Consider the following 20460-nt stretch of genomic DNA (forward strand, 5'->3'; position numbering starts at 1 on the left):
ATGTGGATGTAATCAATCCACCCAAATACTCCTCATTACCATTCACTCTATCTGTTTTATCTAGAGTAGACTTACTCTATACACTCTGAAGGCTAGTAAAGATCGCATCAATAGCACTTTGATATTCGACTTTTTTCGTATTAATTCCTGCCTTGGTTTTAAAAAAACGGGTTTTTCTTCCTATATATTTATAAGTAAATTATATATTTCGGACCAAATATATATTCTATAATAATGTTCCTTCTAAAAATATTTTTATCTTTATAATCGTTTATCTAGTAGGCAGGTTTGTGCTACCTATGTCATCATAACAATCCAAAAAAGCTACAGATTCCACTCACTGTTTCCACAATAAGTAGACTCCCGTAGCTATCTTTAGCTAATTATTCATCTCGTCGTAATTCTTGCCTTCTTAAGGTTCGTTATCACCCTAGTGTACGTGATTCCTTCCTTATCATTTCTAAGAATTGTTTTTCTGAGTCTCAGCAAGCCACATGGCATAAGCTAGGGGATTACGGACTGCCTTCTTATATAACTTTGCTTTTCCCATCCCTAAAAAGATATCACGCCCCGGTTTTGGATTAACCTCAATTAACCAAATTTGACCAGATGTATCTATCCCGATATCTAAACCAAATTCCAACATTCGGCCATACTTTTCCTCTAATTTCTGAACGGTATAATAAGCTAGTTCATGACATTCATGTAAAATCCTTTTACTTTTGACTTCACCAAATCTGTTGTTCATGAAAATGGTAAAGTCAGTAGCCCTACCACCGTTATGCAAGTTAGAGGTAGCACTGTTCAATACTCCAACCCTTACTCCTAACCCAGTAATACTCCATTTTCCTTGTTGATCTTTTTGAATTAATAAGCGTGTATCACTTGGTCTGTCGGGTAGCAATTCTAAATCAAGACCTTGTTGAACCATAAAATGACCATTTCGAATCAGTTCCTGATCTACCCAAAGATTGACCCGTTGGACCATAGCATCCCTAGATGTGACTTGCCATGTTTTATGCTGAAGATTCTTATTCCGCCCAATCAGCAAAAAGCCACCTTTTATCTTTGAAATTTTGAGAACACTACGTCCACCTGTACCGTTGCCTGGCTTTACATAAACAATCGGAAAATCCTCTATATAAGCCTGTAAGGCTTTTTCTGAATAAAATTCAGTTCGTGGCATCCATTTCCTCATGGTTTTGTCTGTCCATAAATATTCTGTTATATTCCATTTATTAGAAAAAACACTATTTGCATACAAAAAATGTTTTTTACGCCGAAAGGATAAGTATCCTGGTTGCCTAGTTCGGCAACGATCTATGACTACTTCTGGCCATCTAAACCACTTGCTCCTCCAGCCTCCTTGTTTATCTGGTACATACCCTCTGACTCGCCGTTGCTTGACGAATACATCACGATGCGAAAATAAAAATACCGATGCCCCTAGCTCCTTCCCCTGATTGATCAAATTCCGAAAGTATTTTGGTTCTTTAAACGTCGTTTTTTCTCTCCATGTTAAGATCCCTATCAGCTTTCTGTTAGCCATTCTCATCATCCTTTTTCAACCTTGGTATCATCAGATTATGAATAGACCAACACTCAAGTGATTCCAAACGTAACATGATTGTCCAAGCAACAAAGAAAAATGCAATACTAAAAAACCTACCCTTTTCCCTCATTAGACGGGCAAGGTAGGTTCCTGTTCTACTATTTCTTTTGTTATTCCTTTAACGCTTAGGAAAGATGTAAATCTCCGTATAGGTGTCAAAATACTGTAGGTCAAATATTGCCGTTTCAGTTTTCCAATGGGCAGAGTACGAAGAAGGAGCACCTATCTCTTTACGTTGTTCGCCCTCTCCTAAAAAACTGGATATCTGTTTGATTAGATCATGCACCTTTGTATTCTTTTCATACGTTAATGTAATTTGCATTACTTTGTTATTATTTATAATATATTGGGCTCTCGCTGGTTCATTCCATTGAAACCACGTTTCCTTGTATTCAATAGCAGATAGGAATTTTCCGTCTGCATTATAACCGTATTCCTTTTTGCCTTCACCTTTTTCCGCAAATAATTGCTCTATTGTCATACCAATCACTTTACTAGGATTAATTGGCATTATATCTTTATCCCATTGTTTCTCCATACCCGTCTGTTTCACAGGAGATGAAGTTTGGCTTGTAGGTTGCGATTTCTCCTGTTGCTCTAGCTTTGGAGCCCCATTGGGTATTTCGCTCGAAACTTCTAATTTTGTCTCTTCTGCACCAACATTCGATAGTATCGAGGGATTTGTTAACGTCGGATCACCACATCCGGTGACAAGTAAAAGGCCAAGGGTTAAAAGCCCCATCCATTTATGGTTTTTCATTCATCATCTTCTCTTTCTGTTATGATTGCACCTTTATCATAACGTTTACCCTGCGGTGAAGTCTTTACAAAAAGGTTACACCTTATTTTTTCCATTTTCTAAACGCGTTCGATTGGTTGAACACCTGCTTTTTCTAAAGCTTCATACACCTGTTTTAACTTTGGATTTCCTTCTCCGACAATTTCCCCGGAAATTACGACAAGCGGATACCACAAATCTTCTTCTTCGATACGTTTAGCCCATAAACTATCTACTTCAGTCGTGGGATGTAAAAAATCACAGTAACGTACGACAAATTGCTCTTGTACAAACTTTCTTCCAGCAGCTGCTTCTAGCCAAGCTGCCGTTTCTTTGGCTGAAGGTAGATTCACACAGCTTGCGCATAGTTGCTCCGTTCCATATACCAAAATCTCTACTTTCATTTGAATCCCTCCGCTTCCCTATTTGTCTTCATTATATTGTTTTTGGTTTACAACCGTCTATGTCGATTGAACATTCTATCCAAACTAAGAAATCTGTATATGCTAAAGAAGCCAACCCAACATTTTTCGCTGTTTGGGTTGGCCTCTTTGATTTCCACACTTACAAATATGGATTTTTATGATAAAGCTTGTTCCAGATCTTCCATTAAATCCTCTACATCCTCAATACCTACAGAAATACGGAGTAATCCATCTGTTATCCCTAGCTCTGCACGTCGTTCAGCAGGGATCGAAGCATGCGTCATGCGAGCAGGTAATCCGATCAAGCTTTCTACTGCCCCTAAAGATTCAGCTAGAGTGAAATATTTTAATTTAGATAGGACTTCTTCTGCCCGGCTATCGCTACCCACATCAAAAGAAATCATACCACCAAAACCACGTGCTTGTTTTTTCATCTGCTCATGTCCTGGATGGGAAGCAAGGCCTGGATAAAGCACACGGCTGATCGAAGCTTGTTCTTGTAACCAGTGAGCCAATTGATTAGCGTTCTTCTCATGTTCCTCCATACGGATTCCCAAAGTCTTAGCTCCACGTAACAACAACCATGAATCCTGAGGACCTAAAATAGCCCCAATAGCATTTTGCTGGAAGTGCAGTTGTTCGCCAAGCTCAGCTTCTTTAGTAACAACGATACCAGCTACCACGTCACTATGCCCGCCTAAATATTTAGTTGCGCTATGGAAAACAATATCGGCACCTAAGTCTAATGGATTCTGCCAATAAGGAGTCATAAACGTATTATCTACTACAAGTAGAACTCCTTTCGATTTCGCAATCGCAGCTACCGCTCTTACATCTGATACGTTTAGCAATGGGTTTGTAGGTGTTTCCATAATAATCATTCGAGTATTTGGACGTAATGCTTTTTCAACAGCAGCAAGATCAGTCGTATCTACATAAGTAGCTTCCAAGCCCAATTTAGAGAATACGCGAGTAATAACGCGATAAGTACCACCGTAGACATCATCTCCGACAACCAGATGATCTCCTTGACTGCATAAGGATAAAATGGTGGATAGGGCTGCCATTCCCGAACCAAATGCTAATCCTCGTGCTCCACCTTCTATATCAGCCATGTAGGTTTCTAATGCATGACGTGTCGGATTACCTGTACGAGAGTATTCATAGCCTTTATGAACGCCAATTCCTTCTTGTTTATAGGTACTCACCTGATAAATCGGTGTAGATACTGCTCCTGTATGAATATCCCCCTCAATACCACCGTGAATTAATCGAGTTTTCATTTTCATGTTATAGACCCCCCTGATAGATTTGTTTCGATAGATAACGCTCACTACTATCTGCAAATAGCACAACAATATTCGTTCCTGGAGCAGATTTTTCTGCTTCCTTAAGAGCCGCATGTAAAGCTGCACCCGCTGAGCTACCAGCCAAAATACCTTCTTTACCTGCCAATTCTTTTACAAGAGAGAAGGCTTCCTCGTCCAAAACTGTATATATGGCATCAAAATAGGAAGTATCCATAAAGCCTGGGATAAACTCCATACCGATACCCTCTGTTTTATGTGGGCCAGATTCTCCTCCATTTAAGATAGAGCCCTCTGGTTCAACAATAACAGTTCTTATAGATGCACGCTGTTCTTTTAGATAACGTGCCACTCCCATAAAGGTACCACCAGAACCTGCACCTGCCACAAAGGTATGCACCTGACCATCCATTTGATCCCAAATTTCGGGGCCTGTTGTTTTATAATGAGCTTCTGGGTTAGCTGGGTTGGCAAATTGTTGTGGCACAAAAGCTCCTGGAATCGTCTCAGCTAATTCTTTTGCCTTAGCTATTGCTCCTTTAATTCCTAATTCCGTTGGCGTATTTACCACTTCCGCCCCCAAAGCGCGCATAAGCTCTTGCTTTTCCATCGAAAACTTTTCAGGTACGCAAAAGATCACACGATAAGAAGTATTAACTGCGGCAAGTGCTACGCCAACCCCTGTGTTACCTGCTGTTGGTTCAATAATGGTCCCACCAGGTTGCAATAGACCGCGTTCCTCTGCATCTCGTATTAATTCTACTCCGAGACGATCTTTTACACTACCCCCTGGATTATAGGACTCCAGTTTGGCAAACAGACGAACCCCCTCAGGTAAAGCAAATTGCGTCAGTTCAACTATAGGTGTATTTCCAATTAATTCCTTTATGTTGCGATAAACCTTCACGTAGATCTTCCTCCGATCCAATGTTTATATGCAGGAATGTATAAGTACAAGTAGGAACGCCATTAGTATACCATGCTTTTAGCTAACTTTTTGCATTTATCTTAACATTGTCCACACAGGATGGACTTTCTTATGAATCAGCGGCAATAGTCCATTTCCCACCTATTTTTGATAAAAGAATGATAATAAGTATAGAAACTCATGGATTTTCGTAAGTAGGGAGATTATAATAGAATGGAGTTGAAAAGGAGTGATTATCCATGAAAGAACAAGTACAAGAAGTACTAGAAAAGCTTCGTCCGTACCTTCAACGCGATGGCGGTGACGTTGAGCTTGTTGACGTTGAAGATGGCATCGTTAAACTACGTTTGATGGGTGCTTGCGGTAGCTGCCCTTCTTCTACCATCACCCTAAAAGCCGGTATTGAACGTGCATTAGTTGAAGAAGTACCTGGTGTTGTAGAAGTTCAACAAGTATTTTAAGATTATTATACGATTGAAAGCATTCATGCGCCTATGCCTTGAATGCTTTTTTTGTTTAAAGCCGGATTAACATATAGGAAAAGTCCGATTTTACTTATTCGGACTTTCCCCTACATAGCGATCAAAAAACTGTAGTACTCGCCGAGAATATAACTCCCTATCTCTTGTATAACACCGTACATGATCGGCTTCTGGTACTAGCCACAATTCTGCTTCGGGGTGCATGGCTGCTTCATATAATTTTTCACTTTCCTTATAAGGAATTGTCTTATCCTCTCTACCATGGATTAGGAGCAACGGTCTAGAACCGTATCGTTTGACGGCCTCGATGGGCTTTACCTGCTTTGGGCTTGCCCCCACCAGAATGGGAATCACGGTTAAGATAATCGATGTAAACGGAAATGAAGGAAGTCTTGTCCATATTGGCAAATTGTTAGAAAGATAATCAGATAACAAAGCAAAGGAACAATCCGCAACAACCGCATTCACACGTTCATCTTCTCCTGCAACCATAAGAGAGGTAGCTGCTCCCATAGAAAAACCAATCAAACCGATAGAATGACCTGGAGCTCGTTTTTTGGCGAAATCAATTGCTCCTAACAAATCCTTCTGTTCATATAAGCCAATTGTAGTCAAGCTTCCTTCTGACTCCCCAGCATTACGAAAATCAAAGAGTATGGCATCATAGCCGGCCTCCACAAAGGATTTAGCAAGTGTCAATGCCGGTAAATGCTGTTCTAAGCGATTCTGTCTGTAGCCATGAGCAACAATAATGGTAGCATGCTTGAGCGGTTGTACATGTTGGCTCTCCTGTGTAGCCATGTCTGCTCCCTCATCCATTTGTTTCAAATGCGCTTCTTGGTGTTTAGCGGCAGAAAAATACCAGCCCTTCATTTTTAACTGATCACGACTTGGAAATGAAATACAGTCATATACAGATAAACCGTAATCCTCTGGATAATTGGTGATAGGCTTGCGCCTTGGATGTAGTAATTTTTGACCAATATACACACTAATCACGACTAGCAACACTATCAATACAAAGATGAAACAGACCAAAAACATCAACAGGGGTTGACTCATACAGGAGTAACCGCCTCGTCTCCTGAAAGTACAGCTACTAGATTTTGAGAGACAAGCATCGCCATACGATCTCGAGTTTCATAAGTAGCACTACCAATATGGGGGAGAGCTACTACATTTGGAAGTGATAAGAGAGGATGATCTGTTGGAATCGGCTCCTGTTGGAAGACATCTAAACCAGCTGCCCAAATGGTTTCCTGTTTCAATGCTTGATATAGGGCCATTTCATCTACCGTAGCTCCACGTGAAGCATTAATAAAGACCGCTGTAGACTTCATCATTGCAAATTGCTCTGCCCCCATTAAACCTTTCGTTTCCTCTGTCAATGGTGTTAACAACACCACATAATCAGATTCACACAACAAATCTGGTAAAGAGCAATATGTAGCACCATAGGTCTCTTCCGCCTCTACTTTGCGACTCCGGTTATGGTATAAAATACGCATATCAAACCCGCTCGCCCTTTTGGCAACCGCTTCACCAATTCGTCCCATTCCAATAATTCCAATCGTTGCACCATGAATGCGCTGACCAGCCATGAAATAAGGACTCCATGTTTTCCACTCTCCATTCATCAGTACCCTGTTCGCTTCTACAAAGCGTCTCCCAGCCGCCATTAACAGACCAAAGGCCAGATCAGCAGTAGCATCCGTTAAAACATCTGGTGTATTTGTTACGACAATGCCTCTCTTTTTGCAAGCCTCTACATCAATATTGTCATACCCAACAGCAAGTGTAGATACCACTTTTAAATGGGGGGCAGCATCGATTAGTTCACGGTCGATCCGGTCGGACAGCATGACATATAAGCCGTCCGATCGTTTCGCTTTTTCTAATAAAATGTCGCGAGGGACAGGATATTCCTGATCCCATACCTCAACAGTCGCTATAGTCGCTAAAAGGTTCATAGCTTCCTTCGCTACTTTCCGTGTCACATATACAAATGGTTTTGTCGTCATCTTCAGGTAACCTCCATAGCCAATGTATTTCGGGAATTTCAACGCCGAAGTACTGACGAATTGCTTCTGGATATTGCCCAAGTACTTGTTCCATTGTGGCAAGCTCTTCATCAAGTGGGGCTTGCCAATCCTCCCCCGCCCTTTCTCGATCCTCATCACACATGAGACTATATAGCTCCACTGTTTTTAAAAAGCGAGAGGGATACAGCAACATAGCAAAAATAAAGGAATACTCCTCTGGGCAAAGCTGTGCTATACATTGATAACCCACTAGAAACTCTATTACTTTATCTGCTTGCCATCCATTTCTGCGAACAATCCATTTAATACCTTGCCCAATATCACGCGTACGCATATCCAGCACCCAGCTATATTGTCCCGCAATGTATCTTTTTCCACTTTCATGAAACATTATATGACCATCTTGAAAATTCTGAAAAGCAATCTTTCCTTGTTTACTCAAACCATTCGTCAACCGCTTGTAACCATTCCCATTCAAATAATCAATAGCGGTCGTTGCAGATACCTGTATATACGTAAACATCGTAAATAAATAAACCTCAAAAGGGTTGAATGAATCCGATTTTTCCAAACTATCGAGTAGACTCTCATAGGTTTTACACTTTTTCCCCCACATCTCCGGCCACGTACCTAAAGAACGATACGGTAAATAAAGCTTATCCCATGAAAGCGAGCGCGTCGCCTGATGAAACTCCGCCAGTGACTTACCCAGATTAAAATAGTGGCGTTCCCACGTTGTCTCCCTCATGCCTTCCTGTAAATAATACAGGACTTCTCCATCTTTCACATGATAATTATCATCATTTGCTTTGCAAATGGGTAAGACTTTCAGATCACAATTTTTATGGATCGCTTCAATTGTCTTCTCCACTAATAAACTCTTTGCCCGATAAGATGGTGGACAAGTATGGATGTAGTGTAATCCTCGGTCTGTATACAACAGCTTGCGTCCATTCTCCTCTTTCCACTCTGCATCAACAAAAGAATACTCCTCACAAAACTTGCCCAATAGTTCTTCCATTATCTAAACCTCCTGGCCCTGATTCTGTTGAAATAGCTTATGACATATCATGGGCATAGGTGAGTGCATAGCCTTTCTAAAAAAGACAAATACTACCTATATCTCTCTTAGAAAGAGGCGATTATTTGTTGAATCAACAGCAGCATGTTTGGAGTGAACAAGTATACTCGAAAGCACTTGAGCTTTTGCAAGAGCGAGGAGTACGACTTCAAGATATTGGAGAGATCGTCATGTTTCTCCAAGAAGAATATATTCCAAACCTACAGATGGAACAATGTCTTGAAAGCATACATGCCGTCCTTCAAAAGCGTGAAGTACAGAATGCCCTATTAACAGGCATTCAGCTAGACATACTAGCTGAACAGAACAAGCTACTATCCCCTTTGCAGGAGATGCTTGCAACTGATGAATCGCTCTTTGGAGTAGATGAGGTCATGTCCCTCGCGATTGTAAATCTTTACGGAAGCATTGGATTTACCAACTATGGATACGCCGACAAGCTGAAATACGGTGTATTAGAAAAACTAAACGATAAAAAGAATGGTGTTCATACCTTTTTAGACGATCTGGTAGGCGCAATTGCAGCAGCTGCATCCAGCAGATTGGCCCACCGACGTCGTCATCAGGAAGAAGAAGAGCTTAAAGCCCAGGGCGTATCTTATCCATCCAAGTAAGTAGACTTTGCTCTACATACGTAGGTGGCTCATCATGTTTATCTGCATCTTCCAACGTGGAATATCCTGAGAGTACAAGCAGGGTGTCAATACCACTATTGATACCCGCTTGGATATCTGTGTGTAGGTTATCCCCTACAATGATGGTCTCCTCTGGTTTAGTTCCGAGTTTCTCTAATGCATATTTGATAATAATTGATTCTGGCTTACCAATAATGGTGGGGCGCTGTGCTGATGCAGTCGCTACAGCAGCTACTAATGCTCCATTTCCAGGCATTAAACCGTGTTCTGTTGGTAGAGCAGGATCTGCATTGGTAGCAATAAATGTGGCTCCATTTCGAATTGCACGCATGGCTGTTGTCAATTTTTCATAGGTTACGCTACGGTCAATACCGATGATTACATAGGAGGGATTTTCTTGTGTAAACGTGAATCCTGCCTCCTCCATGGCTGTAAATAGGCCCTCTTCGCCTAAAGCAAAATACGTTTTGGGCTGTCCCTTTTGTTCAGTCAAATATTTTGCTGTAGCCATACTAGTTGTATAAACCTGATCGGCTGTGGTAGGTAAGCCCATGTTGCTTAGTCGTTCTGCCACCTTTTCAGGGGTGGTTGATGAATTGTTTGTCACATATAAATAGGGAGTTTTTGTTTCCTGAAGATATGTAATGAAAGTGATAGCTTCAGGTATAACCCTGTTCCCATGATAGATGGTCCCATCTAAATCAAGCAGATATCCTTTATATGTTTTCATGTTGTCTCTCCCTTCTGATAGCCTGTCTCTATTGTACTTGTTCGGTTTGGGCATGACAAATGACATCATATTGTTTAAAACAAAAAACCACCCGCAGATGAGTGGTTTGTTAGCTCTTTATTCAGCCTTTTGTTTAATTTTGTACAGGCATTTGTCTCCACCTTTAGCCATACAGGAGGCTTGCTCTACCTCTGTGCCTAATACGCGTTTAAACAATGACAATTCACAACTACATGCCTGATTAAACTGGCGAGCTACCTGAGAGATCGGACAGTTAAACTCTTTAATAAAATAGTCCCCTGTCTCCTCTTCTCTACCCCATTCCACCATGTAGCCCTTCTGATTTTGAATATCCGCTAATGCAGCTACCTTTTCTTCCAATTCGCCTTGAATATAGGGGCGATACGTTTCTTCGAGTCGATCTTCTCGTCTACGAAACAAGGTTGCTACCTTGTCCGCTCCGTCTATATCAACTAAATCCTGAAGGAAGTCTAGCGTAAGATCATGATAGTTACGCGGAAATAGTTCATCCGCTTGCTGTGATAAGGAGTATACATTAGTCGGACGGCCCATCGCTTGACGTACCAGCGAGGACTTGATCAGATTGTCACGCTCCAACGTGTTCAAATGACGACGTACTGCCATCTCCGTGATGCCCAAATCCAACGCAATATCGCTAACTGAAAGGGAACCTTTAACTTTTAACATATGCAGAATTTGATCACGTGTGGAAGTCTGTTCCTTTGACATAACAATCACCGTCCTTTCTCTCCTATTCTACAGTAAGGAATAACATTAGTAAACTAATGAAAGGTTTTTGTTTAAAAAATCCACTTTTGTTAATAGCCTATTTGCCTTGCTTCTTACTAAAATAATTCCTTTTGAATGTATGACCGTACAGAAGGTGCAAATGTTGTTAAAATAGGTAAAGCCTCTCTAACTAACGAACTCATTTCCAATACAGGAATTTCTGAGTAGGTAACAAGTGGTTTACGAAATTCCATGACACGATGTAGAACAGTGGCTTGCTCGTTTGTGAGAACTGTTTCGTCTCGAAGAATTTCAACGATATCTGTATAGCTACCAGGATCACGCATGATAAATCCGTCTATGAGAGCGTTTCCTACATCTGCAATCCCTTCTATACATATATGCAGAGCACGTTCGGTTGCTAACTGCTTAATTTGATCACAAGCCAGTTCTTCATCAGAATAAGTCATATTTTGAGATAAGAGCGTCAGCATGCGCTCCATATAAGTAAGCACTTGCTCCACTTTTGCTGTATTTACATCATACATGTTGTCTTCCCCCGCTTAATTATCTATTTTTTGCGTTTTTTAGAAGCAAGTTTTGTCCAAATTACAATTCCAAAAAACGTGAATACGACCATCATTAATACAAGTAAGCTCATCCCAAGGTCTTCCGTCAACAAACTCACCTCATTTCCATGTCCCATTATAACAAAAATACTGAATGAAATAACTTATCTAACAGATCAAGATGATTTCCGTACATTATCTTCTCTATCCAAACATTTCTTTCGCTTTTCATCTGGAGAACACCTGTTGTTTTTCTGATGTTGTGATAAAATGAAGTCGATAAAGCATGTTGTAGGGAAAACGATAACAATGATTGTAACAGGAGGATCAGATGGAAAGAGAATTAGCGTTAGAGGTTGTTCGTGTTACAGAGGCAGCAGCGCTCTCTTCTGCACGCTGGATGGGGCGTGGCAAAAAAAATGAAGCTGACGATGCTGCAACATCAGCTATGCGCGCCGTATTTGATACAATTTCCATTCGCGGTACGGTTGTCATCGGTGAAGGAGAGCTTGATGAAGCACCGATGCTATATATTGGAGAGAAACTAGGTAATCAATCAGAGGATTCTCCAGAGGTTGACGTAGCCGTAGATCCTTTGGAAGGAACAACTATTCTTGCTAAAGGTCACAATAACGCCATGGCTGTACTTGCAATTGGAGATCGTGGCACTATGTTACATGCACCAGATATGTACATGCAAAAATTGGTAGTGGGACCTGCTGCAGCCGGTTTAATCAATCTAGATGATCCGATCGAAAAAATGATTGAAACCGTGGCAAAAGCAAATCAAAAACGCATAGAAGAAGTAACCGTGATCGTTCAAGAACGGGAGCGCCATCAAGAAATCATAGACGGGATTCTAGAAACTGGGGCCCGTGTCAAACTGTTTGGAGATGGTGACGTGGGTGCTGCTATTGCTGCTTCTATGCCAGAAGAATCGGGAATTGATTTGTTTGTAGGCATCGGCGGTGCTCCTGAGGGCGTCATTAGTGCAGCTGCTATCAAATGCTTAGGCGGAGATATGCAGGCACGACTAAAACCACAAAATGATGAAGAACGAGAACGTTGCCGTCAAATGGGACTACTTGATCCTGAGCAACTCCTGACAATTAATGACTTAGTATCTGGAGATGATGCTATTTTTGCCGCAACTGGAGTATCAGACGGAGAACTATTGCAAGGGGTTAAGTTTCTAAGTAATAATATAGCTAAGACACATTCCCTAGTCATGAGAGCAAAGACTAGAACAGTACGTTTTGTAGAGGCTAGGCACAGTCTAGATCATAAACCAAACTTGGTATGGAAGTAGGGTAATCTTATGTCCCACGAGCCTTTTTATCTGTATGATGAAACGGAAGAGACTACTACTCGCTTTGTCAGCTTTATGGGCGAATCCACTCGTTTTGATCTGGCGATTATCAAAACAAGTCGTTTTTATGGAAAAAAGTTAGTTGTCAATATTCAAAACGGACGTAGCGCGATTATCGGAACAGATGATTTAGAGGAAGAAGGGTACTTAGAGTATGCCTTTCAAATCACTGAATCGGAAGCGGAAGAACTAAAGGAGTTTTTAGTTCGAGTAATTGGTTAATCTTTACTAGGTCCTCTGCATTGCAGGGGGCTTTTTTCTTTGTCATTTGTGCCCATTTTACACATGGACATACGCCAAATGCCTATTTGCCCCGTATACTGCTCCCATAAATACAAAAACAGCAAATGTGAGGAGTGTACCGTCGATTATGGAAAGTCAATACGAAAGCCAGTCAATCCAACCTCTTTCTCCCCAGGAGCCTGAGGATAGAGATCAGATTCAGTATACAGGATATAACGAAGGAAATGTCCCTTACCATCAAACTTCTTATCCCCACCACTATACACCCGTTTATAATCCTTACACACCTTATTTAGCTCCTACGTATTCTCCGTATGAAATCGTTCCTGTACAAAGAGGCGGCCATGGTCATCATGATAGCCATGATCATCATGGTAGACATCATCCTCATCACCCTCATCATCCTCACCACCCTCACCACCCTCACCACCCTCATCATCCTCATCATGATGGTGGTCATCGCCGCTACTACCCTTATTCCGGAACATTTCCACTATTTTTTTATCCAACCTTTTCACCATATGACCCAGCCTCCCCTTACCCTCCGTTTATGTATCGTCGCACAGATGCTCCCATATATGGAGAAGATGGGTATGGATATGGGTATGAATATGAATCTGTGTAGCTAATCAAAAACACCTGACGAAAGTAGCATTTACTTTCATCAGGTGTTCGTTGTTGTATCGTTATTTTTCAGTTTGAATGACTTTTTTAGTAGGTGTTGCCGTTGGTTTGACCCGTGGTCCTTTTGGAGCTTGATTGTTCGCACGCTTCTCTTTGGTTATTTGTTCGGTGCGATGTGCTTTCGGATTTCCTCGATCCTTCCCATCTTTTCCCTCTTTATTCGGACGCTCCCGATCTTGTCGAGGAAAACGAGATGGCTTATCATTCTTGTCCGATCGACGTTTAAAGGGACGTTCATAATTTCGAGGTCGGGTAGGAGTTTGGGTCGCTTGAGAAGATGATTCTTTATCTAGGCTTTCCAAATCAATCAATGTGTGGTCTGTCTCGTCTTCTAGCTCAGATTCATTCAGACGTTTGGTGCGCTTTAGAACAAAATAAGCACAGCCAAAATTGCAATATTCCTGAAGATACTCGTCTAATGCAGCAATTTTTTGCTCAAAAGGCACTTTACGATTCGTATTCTCAAAGAATCCGCGTAAACGAAGCTGGCCATAGCCCCAGTCACCTACGATGTAATCGTATTTATCCAATACATCGCTATAACGTTCCTTACAGACCTCCAGATTCCAGCCATCACGATTTTCTTCCAATAATTCATAAACACCTGCTTGCAAGCGAATCAAGAGTACTTCCTCCTCTTCTTAAACCTCAAACATGACCATCTTCTCCAATCTTACCACATTTTTTACGGAAAAACATATCCTTAAAGAGGGCAACCTATTCTCAGGAGGTGTCCATCTATGCAAAAGAAATGGATTTTTGCTACTGTAGCCAGCTTAGCATTACTTACATCTGCTTGTGGAACCACCCCCGGTGGCGGAACAGCTCAGACGAAATCCTATTCCACCTCTGCATACACGAACCGTATGAATTATGGTACAAGCACAAATAACTATGATTACGAAGGGTTCGGGTATCGTAACAATGCTGGGCGTCCCACTTTTTTCTATGGCAGTCAGCCTAATTACAATGATTACCTAAGAAGTGGGAGAACTTCTGCTTATCGAGCAACTCCATATGGGACAACAGCTCCCAGCTCTATGTATAACTCAAATGCCTACAGCAGCAGTGGTTATCCCTATTCTGGGCGAACTCTAACCAAAGGAGCCAGCCTATATTCCAATGAAAGCTATGGACAAAGCTATCGAATGAACGGGGTAGGCATCTACAACGCTTATGGCAGCCCTAACAGTACGCAGTCTTATCCTTATTACAATGCAATGAATGGGACAGGTGCTCCGAGTATATATAGCACCTATAACACCTCCTATGGCCAAAATGCAAATACAACAGGATATGCTGTTGTACAACGGAATCAACTGCGCGGATATGAAAAAACACCTCGCGTCTATATTGACCGTGATGCATTGGCACAAGCAGTAGGACAAGTAGTCTGTAGTGTTCCAGGTATCGATAATGCTACCGTTTTAGTAACGGATGAAGAGATTTTTGTTGGTGTAAAAACATCTGATAAGGACGACCACTCTGCTACAGTAAAAGCTCGTAATAGCGCTTTGTCCATTTCCCCACGCTATTACAAGGTCTATTTAACCAACGATCAAAATATGACCAAGGAACTGTCTCACGTAGCGAACTCCTCAGCAAAAACAGCGAGTACACAAAGCACCAGTGGGACAACTCATGTTCAAACAGTAGATCGTCTTGTAAAAAGCTTTGGGGGCATGACCGATTACGAAAAAACCAAAAGCATGATGAACAAGACACAGAGTAGGACACGCTAAAGAGACAACAAAGCACCCTTTGCCATAAAGCTTATGGTATGAGGGTGCTTTCCCATTAAATGGAGGTGTTTGTAGGAAACATGTTATTGTATGTCTAAATCTATTATCAATTATGCATTAGCCGCCGCAATCGTATCCTTTGCTGCATTCGCCTGCTCGTGTGCGTGATAAGAGCTACGTACCAATGGACCTGATTCTACGTGACTAAAACCACGCTTCATTCCTTCTTCTTTCATCATACGGAATTCGTCTGGATGATAGTACTTGGTTACAGCAATATGTTTTTTCGTTGGTTGCAGGTATTGTCCAATCGTCATGATATTAACGTCAACCGCACGCAAGTCATCCATTGTTTCTAAAATATCTTCAATCTCTTCACCAACACCAATCATCAAGCTTGATTTGGTTGGAATAGTTGGTTGCATCTCTTTTGCACGACGCAATAACTCTAACGTACGATCATATTTAGCACGAGCACGTACACGATCCGATAATCGACGTACCGCTTCAATATTATGATTCAATACATCGGGGCGCGCATCCATAACCAATTTCAATGCATCCCAGTTGCCCATAAAGTCAGGGATTAGAACTTCGATTGTAGCAAGAGGAAGTCGTTTACGAATTGCCTTGATCGTAGCTGCAAAGATACTTGCTCCTCCATCAGCTAAATCATCACGAGCTACAGAAGTTACAACAACATGCTTCAAGCCCATTTGTTCTGATGCTTCTGCTACACGTTCTGGTTCGGCCAAATCCAACTCGGTTGGAAGACCTGTTTTAACTGCACAGAAACGACAAGCACGTGTGCAAATATCGCCTAAAATCATAAAAGTGGCGGTTCGATTCACCCAGCATTCATGTATATTGGGACATTTTGCTTCCTCGCAAACCGTATGCAGGGTTTTCCCACGCATCATCTGCTTAATTTCACGGAAGTTGTCCAAATCTTGTCCAGATGCGAGATTTATTTTTAACCAATCTGGTTTGCGTTGTGCCATCTACCGTCACACTCCTAACATTTTTCAGTGTCTCAATTATAATTAGAATGATTATTATCTGCAACCTATTAGATGTTCCTGTTCGCTTCTTTATTGTACCAGTTATGAAGCTGATGACGTGGGTGATTTTTTATTTGTTCACTTAATAATAACATTTCACGCTGTTGACAAGAAAATAAAAAAATTTGATGCGTCTGGGCTAATGTAAGTAGGTATGCTATTGTGCTCTGTAATCGACGTTCATCGTAATGGACAAAATGATCGTCTAAAAATATCGGAAGAGGCTCTTTGGCCTTACTAATTTGCAGAATGAAAGCGATTCGTTGGGCAAAATATAACTGATCCTGCATACCATTAGAAAGCTTCTCCTGATGAATAACTCGGTGCAAATCAGGCTCTATTACTTTTATCGAAAATTGATTGGTAGGATCAATTCGCACATCTTGGTATCGCCCCTCAGTTATCCGATTCGTCACTTCTGAAGCAATCTGACTTACATCTGGGGAGACTTCCCTATGCCACACCTTCATGGCTTCTTGAAGGGTGTCCCGAGCAATTTGTAAGCTATCTCGTCGTACTTGTACCTCTTCTAATACTGACTCGGCTTCATCAAAATCTGTTTTCGCTCTAGCCCACGAGCTTTGATCTCGCTGTCCAATCTCTCCCCTAGCTCTCGCAATACGCTCCCTCAATTGGTCAAGCTGATCCTCCAACTCCTTAGCTTCCTGCAAGTCTGTAGTATGCTCATGCTCCTTTATCTCTTTAGAAACCAACATCGCTTTTCGTGTTTTTTCTGCCCAATTCAACAGAAGTGCTTGTCGATGCTCCTCTTGTTTTTCTATATATGCTGACTGTTCTGCTCGTAATCTTTCCACCTGCAATTCTTCCTCTAATCGCTCAATCGCTTGTAATTGTCCTTGATTAGCGGATAACACATGGATCTCTACTAATAAGGCTTCCCGTTTATCGGTAAATTCTTCCCAATTATCAACCTGATGAACAGAAAAAAGAGCTGCAAGCTTCTCAATCTGATTCTGCTCCTGCTCAATTAGCTGCTGTAATGTTTGGTGAGCTTGCTCGATTTGTTGCTGTAGCTCCCCTATTTCTAAATCTAGCTTACTTAATAGGGTAGCTTGTTCCTCTTTCTCCTGCGTAAAAGCCTCTATCTCCCGCTCACAATGCTGTAATCTGACATATTTCTCGCGTAGCGTCCGAAGTTGCTCTGCTGAGTGAATATTCATCCGGGAAAGCCACTGCTGAACAGACTCAGGAATCTGCGATACTTGGGTAGTCTGAAAGTTTGTCTCTTTGGTTTTTCTGCTTATCTTTTTCTTATAAAGAAAATAGAAAATGATGCTGAGTAAACCTGCAAAGATGGTTATTCCACCACCAATTTTCACTAAATCCCATCGTTGTTCAATTATCATCCATGTACTCCAAATGGCAGTCACCAGTGCGATCTCGCCACTTACCCAGATACGTAGAGGAATTTTAGAATGTACTCGTGCTGTCTCTTGCTTTGATTGTTCTAGCTTTTGCTTTCGAGTCTTGGCTCTACGACTACTCACTGAAACAAAAAGGTCTACTTCGTCAAATCTATTATGCCGCAAATAATTTTCTGCTTGTATAGCGACTACATCATCATAATAAGCTAGTTGAGGTGATTCTTGTAAAAGATGGGTATATTCCTTACTTGCGGCATGGACACTTTTCTTATTTTGTAGCGTGGCTTTCAGTTGAGCCAACAAAATTTCTTGCTGATATCGTTGTTGGCGTACATCCTCTAGACTCTTATTCATCGCACGTGCTATCTGGTAATCATGGTTTACTTGCTCTAACTCAGCTTCCTGTCGCAAATCGTTTCGTTTCGTCCATTCTCCCAGATTATCTGTTGCTTCTTCTAACTCTTCTTTTACAGCTGCTTCTTTCTGAGTTTGGGCAATTACATCGCCACCCTCTGTATGCTGTCCTAACTCCTGCTCTAGCCAAGCGAGTTGCTGTTGGGTTGACTGGTGACACTCGATAAGCTCTGGAGTCTCATTGTATATGATCGGAAGTGAATTTGTAGAGTCGGTTAACCAACGAGCTACATGGTCACTATGAGATGTCTGATATGTGTATGTCCACCACTGTTGCCAAACTTCCATAAATCGTTGATGATCTGTAAGCTGTTTAGCTAGCATGTCATATCTTTTCTGGATTAGCTCTTCTTCCTTTTGCCACACCACCACAGATTGATGGAGATGCTGGTTTGTCTGCCAGATTTCTTCTGCTTGTTGAAGAGCCTGACGAGCTTGCTGCCATTGTCGGTTAGCTTTGCCCCACCGTGTGTTCTCGGCATTATCTTTTTTCCCTATCACACTATATTCTTGTTCTAATGCAGCTAGCACACCTTGAACAGCAGGATCAATTATACCTTCTTGGGCAAGGTTTGGTAATAAATGTTCTGGTGCCTGTAAGCCTTCTCGCTTGATCCAGGTTATATCAGTAAATAAACTACGGTTAAGCCCAAGATGCTTCTCGATAAAATTGTATTCTCGCCGTCGATCCTCTTTATATAAAGCTAAGGCCTCTGTCAGCTCTGGCTCTAGATACAATTTCATTTGCTCACGCTCTTTATCAAGAACTCGATGTAAGCGAAATTGTTGATTTGCTAATGTATACCGTACAATTGTTTCATAGGAAGCGTGGTGCCAAGGATAGTAGCGATCGTATTCGTCTAAATAACGGGAGACTTTGATAAAATCTTTTTTCATCCCATACAAACTAGCCACAAGTGCTTGTAATAAGGTAGTTTTTCCAGCCTCATTTGGGGCATAAAATAGGTTTAATCCCGGTGCAAAGGTAAAGGTTCGTTCCTGCCATTTACCAAACCCTTTGATATGTAGGTCCTCAATGATCAACGAAATACACTCCCAATCTGCTGTAAGGCCTCTCGTTTCGCAAGTTGGATTACTGCCTTCTCTCGTTCATTTGTTGCTGCCTGTTCTAAATCATCTAGCTTTTCCAGCCATTTGCCAAAAACGCCACCCTTTTCTTTTACCTGCTGTTCATCTATATCTGGATATGTTTGGTCTGAAAATTGAATAAAGAAATATTCCTTACAACGTGACTTTATTATCTCGATTGGTACATGTAGGTGACTGGCTCTCTCTCCCGCAAATGTCACATACAGCAAATCCTCCCGATTTACTTGAGAAAGCTCTTGTTCAACTCGATCAACAATTGTATCAATTGTCTCCAAGCCTTTAAGTGAGATCGTCATTTTTCTGCTGATTCTACTTTGTACAGAAATAGGCTCTACTGTTATCTCACCATTATTAGAAATGGTTCCAAGAATGACATAACGCTCTCCACTTTCCTTGATTGATAGTCCTTCAGGAGAACCTGGATATACTGCAAACACCTGTTGAGTCTGTGGATGAAGAAACTGCATTGGTTTATGGATATGTCCAAGTGCCACATAGTTTACCCCTGTATCAGCAAGCCCGCCAATCGTCATTGGGGCATAGACAGAATGCTCTGTATGCTCTCCGGTAATCACAGAACCATGAATAACTATTAGATGGTAGCGATAATCAGGTAATTTTCCCGGAAAGAAGTTTAAGGGTGATGTGGTAACATGCGCTTGCGGAAATCCCCATCCATACAAAACACACGATTTTTCTGGATATTCATAAACGCCCCATTCATCTGTGAAAATATGAACATGTGCAGGCCACTCCATTGTTTGATAAAATGATCCTTCCTGCCAAGGATCATGGTTACCTGGCGAGATAAATATAGGTGTGGGTGCCATACTGTTAAATAACTCTCGTAAAAATAAAGCAGTGGCCCTCGTACCTCCATGGTATTCTAATAAATCACCGGCAATGAGCCAAAAATCAACTTGGTTTTCTAATGCTACATCACGTATTCGTCGCATAGTACGCCTGAAATCTTCCTGTCTTATTTCATAGATGGAAGATAAATTCGTTAAAGGTGCGTCCAGATGGACATCAGCTGTATGAATAAATCTGATCATGTTCGCCCTCCCCGTCTAAGGCTAATTTCTTCACTTTACCGCTATGTTCCTGCTTAGA

At 41.4% G+C, this 20460-nt stretch carries 22 protein-coding genes; 5 read left to right on the forward strand and 17 right to left on the reverse strand.

Features of this window, described 5'->3' with window-relative positions; all coding sequences use genetic code 11:
* Positions 1–460: 460 nt before the first annotated feature.
* The 5 genes from ACQV1I_RS21625 to cysK all read right to left on the reverse strand — a co-directional run bounded on the left by ACQV1I_RS21625 (position 461) and on the right by cysK (position 5029).
* Positions 461–1549 carry a YheC/YheD family endospore coat-associated protein gene (locus ACQV1I_RS21625; protein ID WP_116334930.1) on the reverse strand — a complete coding sequence of 363 codons (1089 nt, stop codon included), beginning with the start codon at positions 1547–1549 and terminating at the stop codon, positions 461–463.
* 181 nt (positions 1550–1730) lie between these two features.
* Positions 1731–2372, reverse strand: a complete 642-nt coding sequence (locus ACQV1I_RS21630) for a hypothetical protein (RefSeq protein ID WP_116334929.1) — start codon at positions 2370–2372, stop codon at positions 1731–1733.
* Positions 2373–2470: 98 nt separating this feature from the next.
* Positions 2471–2794 (reverse strand): YuzD family protein, encoded by a 324-nt coding sequence (locus ACQV1I_RS21635; protein ID WP_094700951.1) that lies wholly within the window; start codon positions 2792–2794, stop codon positions 2471–2473.
* Between the two features lie 176 nt (positions 2795–2970).
* Positions 2971–4104, reverse strand: coding sequence for a bifunctional cystathionine gamma-lyase/homocysteine desulfhydrase (locus tag ACQV1I_RS21640; RefSeq protein ID WP_018673455.1), 1134 nt, complete (start codon positions 4102–4104; stop codon positions 2971–2973).
* Position 4105: 1 nt separating this feature from the next.
* Positions 4106–5029, reverse strand: a complete 924-nt coding sequence (cysK, locus tag ACQV1I_RS21645) for a cysteine synthase A (RefSeq protein ID WP_018673454.1) — start codon at positions 5027–5029, stop codon at positions 4106–4108.
* A gap of 260 nt (positions 5030–5289) precedes the next feature.
* Here cysK and ACQV1I_RS21650 point away from each other — a divergent pair, with 260 nt between their 5' ends.
* Positions 5290–5511, forward strand: a complete 222-nt coding sequence (locus ACQV1I_RS21650; protein WP_003334633.1) for a NifU family protein — start codon at positions 5290–5292, stop codon at positions 5509–5511.
* A 90-nt stretch (positions 5512–5601) separates the two neighbouring features.
* Here ACQV1I_RS21650 and ACQV1I_RS21655 read toward each other — a convergent pair whose 3' ends face one another.
* Genes ACQV1I_RS21655 through ACQV1I_RS21665 form a run of 3 tightly spaced genes read right to left on the reverse strand, consistent with a single transcriptional unit; the run spans position 5602 to position 8595 of the window.
* On the reverse strand, positions 5602–6594 hold the full coding sequence (locus ACQV1I_RS21655; protein WP_018673453.1) for an alpha/beta hydrolase: 993 nt from the start codon (positions 6592–6594) through the stop codon (positions 5602–5604).
* A complete protein-coding gene (locus tag ACQV1I_RS21660; protein WP_116334928.1) occupies positions 6591–7553 on the reverse strand; it encodes a 2-hydroxyacid dehydrogenase in 963 nt (320 codons plus the stop codon). Before ACQV1I_RS21660 ends, ACQV1I_RS21655 begins: the two co-directional genes overlap by 4 nt.
* Positions 7471–8595 (reverse strand): hypothetical protein, encoded by a 1125-nt coding sequence (locus ACQV1I_RS21665; RefSeq protein ID WP_094700948.1) that lies wholly within the window; start codon positions 8593–8595, stop codon positions 7471–7473. The genes ACQV1I_RS21660 and ACQV1I_RS21665 overlap by 83 nt, the downstream gene beginning before the upstream one ends.
* 125 nt (positions 8596–8720) lie before the next feature.
* Between ACQV1I_RS21665 and ACQV1I_RS21670 the strand changes: the two genes are divergently transcribed.
* Positions 8721–9269 carry a phosphatidylglycerophosphatase A family protein gene (locus tag ACQV1I_RS21670; protein WP_116334927.1) on the forward strand — a complete coding sequence of 183 codons (549 nt, stop codon included), beginning with the start codon at positions 8721–8723 and terminating at the stop codon, positions 9267–9269.
* Here the strand turns inward: ACQV1I_RS21670 and ACQV1I_RS21675 are convergent.
* The 3 genes from ACQV1I_RS21675 to ACQV1I_RS21685 form a co-directional block, all read right to left on the reverse strand.
* Complete coding sequence (locus tag ACQV1I_RS21675) at positions 9235–10020, reverse strand: TIGR01457 family HAD-type hydrolase (RefSeq protein WP_116334926.1); 786 nt, start codon at positions 10018–10020, stop codon at positions 9235–9237. The genes ACQV1I_RS21670 and ACQV1I_RS21675 overlap by 35 nt on opposite strands.
* A 117-nt stretch (positions 10021–10137) precedes the next feature.
* Complete coding sequence (locus ACQV1I_RS21680) at positions 10138–10770, reverse strand: helix-turn-helix transcriptional regulator (protein WP_026315311.1); 633 nt, start codon at positions 10768–10770, stop codon at positions 10138–10140.
* A 116-nt stretch (positions 10771–10886) separates the two neighbouring features.
* Positions 10887–11318 (reverse strand): DUF86 domain-containing protein, encoded by a 432-nt coding sequence (locus tag ACQV1I_RS21685; RefSeq protein ID WP_116334925.1) that lies wholly within the window; start codon positions 11316–11318, stop codon positions 10887–10889.
* Between the two features lie 352 nt (positions 11319–11670).
* On the opposite strand from ACQV1I_RS21685, the gene glpX reads away from it, so the two are divergent.
* A complete protein-coding gene (gene glpX, locus ACQV1I_RS21690; RefSeq protein WP_018673445.1) occupies positions 11671–12648 on the forward strand; it encodes a class II fructose-bisphosphatase in 978 nt (325 codons plus the stop codon).
* A 9-nt stretch (positions 12649–12657) separates the two neighbouring features.
* Positions 12658–12930 carry a DUF3055 domain-containing protein gene (locus ACQV1I_RS21695; RefSeq protein WP_018673444.1) on the forward strand — a complete coding sequence of 91 codons (273 nt, stop codon included), beginning with the start codon at positions 12658–12660 and terminating at the stop codon, positions 12928–12930.
* A 146-nt stretch (positions 12931–13076) separates the two neighbouring features.
* Here the strand turns inward: ACQV1I_RS21695 and ACQV1I_RS21700 are convergent, their stop codons facing one another.
* The 3 genes from ACQV1I_RS21700 to ACQV1I_RS21710 form a co-directional block, all read right to left on the reverse strand.
* Positions 13077–13238 (reverse strand): hypothetical protein, encoded by a 162-nt coding sequence (locus tag ACQV1I_RS21700; protein WP_161555120.1) that lies wholly within the window; start codon positions 13236–13238, stop codon positions 13077–13079.
* A 12-nt stretch (positions 13239–13250) separates the two neighbouring features.
* Positions 13251–13472 (reverse strand): hypothetical protein, encoded by a 222-nt coding sequence (locus tag ACQV1I_RS21705; RefSeq protein ID WP_438769780.1) that lies wholly within the window; start codon positions 13470–13472, stop codon positions 13251–13253.
* A gap of 165 nt (positions 13473–13637) precedes the next feature.
* The gene (locus ACQV1I_RS21710; protein WP_094700944.1) at positions 13638–14258 is read right to left on the reverse strand and encodes a YutD family protein; all 621 of its coding nucleotides are present in this window, start codon (positions 14256–14258) and stop codon (positions 13638–13640) included.
* A 117-nt stretch (positions 14259–14375) separates the two neighbouring features.
* On the opposite strand from ACQV1I_RS21710, the gene ACQV1I_RS21715 reads away from it, so the two are divergent.
* On the forward strand, positions 14376–15377 hold the full coding sequence (locus ACQV1I_RS21715; protein WP_094700943.1) for a YhcN/YlaJ family sporulation lipoprotein: 1002 nt from the start codon (positions 14376–14378) through the stop codon (positions 15375–15377).
* Between the two features lie 110 nt (positions 15378–15487).
* On the opposite strand, the gene lipA is transcribed toward ACQV1I_RS21715, so the two are convergent.
* The 3 genes from lipA to ACQV1I_RS21730 all read right to left on the reverse strand — a co-directional run bounded on the left by lipA (position 15488) and on the right by ACQV1I_RS21730 (position 20402).
* Positions 15488–16378, reverse strand: a complete 891-nt coding sequence (gene lipA / locus ACQV1I_RS21720; protein WP_031411513.1) for a lipoyl synthase — start codon at positions 16376–16378, stop codon at positions 15488–15490.
* A 68-nt stretch (positions 16379–16446) separates the two neighbouring features.
* A complete protein-coding gene (locus ACQV1I_RS21725) occupies positions 16447–19281 on the reverse strand; it encodes an AAA family ATPase (protein ID WP_116334924.1) in 2835 nt (944 codons plus the stop codon).
* Positions 19278–20402, reverse strand: a complete 1125-nt coding sequence (locus ACQV1I_RS21730) for a metallophosphoesterase family protein (protein ID WP_116334923.1) — start codon at positions 20400–20402, stop codon at positions 19278–19280. The genes ACQV1I_RS21725 and ACQV1I_RS21730 overlap by 4 nt, the downstream gene beginning before the upstream one ends.
* Between the last annotated feature and the right edge of the window lie 58 nt (positions 20403–20460).

The organism is Brevibacillus sp. JB24b (assembly GCF_051713385.1).
GTDB lineage: Bacteria > Bacillota > Bacilli > Brevibacillales > Brevibacillaceae > Brevibacillus_B > Brevibacillus_B laterosporus.

What these genes read in the sequence shown, in the direction of transcription:
- lipA (WP_031411513.1), bottom strand. Translation starts at nt 16,378, where the DNA reads ATGGCACAACGCAAACCAGATTGGTTAAAAATAAATCTCGCATCTGGA.
- ACQV1I_RS21655 (WP_018673453.1), bottom strand. Translation starts at nt 6,594, where the DNA reads ATGAGTCAACCCCTGTTGATGTTTTTGGTCTGTTTCATCTTTGTATTG.
- ACQV1I_RS21665 (WP_094700948.1), bottom strand. Translation starts at nt 8,595, where the DNA reads ATGGAAGAACTATTGGGCAAGTTTTGTGAGGAGTATTCTTTTGTTGAT.
- ACQV1I_RS21685 (WP_116334925.1), bottom strand. Translation starts at nt 11,318, where the DNA reads ATGTATGATGTAAATACAGCAAAAGTGGAGCAAGTGCTTACTTATATG.
- ACQV1I_RS21675 (WP_116334926.1), bottom strand. Translation starts at nt 10,020, where the DNA reads ATGAAAACATATAAAGGATATCTGCTTGATTTAGATGGGACCATCTAT.
- ACQV1I_RS21695 (WP_018673444.1), top strand. Translation starts at nt 12,658, where the DNA reads ATGTCCCACGAGCCTTTTTATCTGTATGATGAAACGGAAGAGACTACT.
- ACQV1I_RS21660 (WP_116334928.1), bottom strand. Translation starts at nt 7,553, where the DNA reads ATGACGACAAAACCATTTGTATATGTGACACGGAAAGTAGCGAAGGAA.
- glpX (WP_018673445.1), top strand. Translation starts at nt 11,671, where the DNA reads ATGGAAAGAGAATTAGCGTTAGAGGTTGTTCGTGTTACAGAGGCAGCA.
- ACQV1I_RS21730 (WP_116334923.1), bottom strand. Translation starts at nt 20,402, where the DNA reads ATGATCAGATTTATTCATACAGCTGATGTCCATCTGGACGCACCTTTA.
- ACQV1I_RS21640 (WP_018673455.1), bottom strand. Translation starts at nt 4,104, where the DNA reads ATGAAAATGAAAACTCGATTAATTCACGGTGGTATTGAGGGGGATATT.
- ACQV1I_RS21630 (WP_116334929.1), bottom strand. Translation starts at nt 2,372, where the DNA reads ATGAAAAACCATAAATGGATGGGGCTTTTAACCCTTGGCCTTTTACTT.
- ACQV1I_RS21715 (WP_094700943.1), top strand. Translation starts at nt 14,376, where the DNA reads ATGCAAAAGAAATGGATTTTTGCTACTGTAGCCAGCTTAGCATTACTT.
- ACQV1I_RS21625 (WP_116334930.1), bottom strand. Translation starts at nt 1,549, where the DNA reads ATGGCTAACAGAAAGCTGATAGGGATCTTAACATGGAGAGAAAAAACG.
- ACQV1I_RS21680 (WP_026315311.1), bottom strand. Translation starts at nt 10,770, where the DNA reads ATGTCAAAGGAACAGACTTCCACACGTGATCAAATTCTGCATATGTTA.
- ACQV1I_RS21635 (WP_094700951.1), bottom strand. Translation starts at nt 2,794, where the DNA reads ATGAAAGTAGAGATTTTGGTATATGGAACGGAGCAACTATGCGCAAGC.
- ACQV1I_RS21705 (WP_438769780.1), bottom strand. Translation starts at nt 13,472, where the DNA reads ATGGTGAAAAGGTTGGATAAAAAAATAGTGGAAATGTTCCGGAATAAG.
- ACQV1I_RS21650 (WP_003334633.1), top strand. Translation starts at nt 5,290, where the DNA reads ATGAAAGAACAAGTACAAGAAGTACTAGAAAAGCTTCGTCCGTACCTT.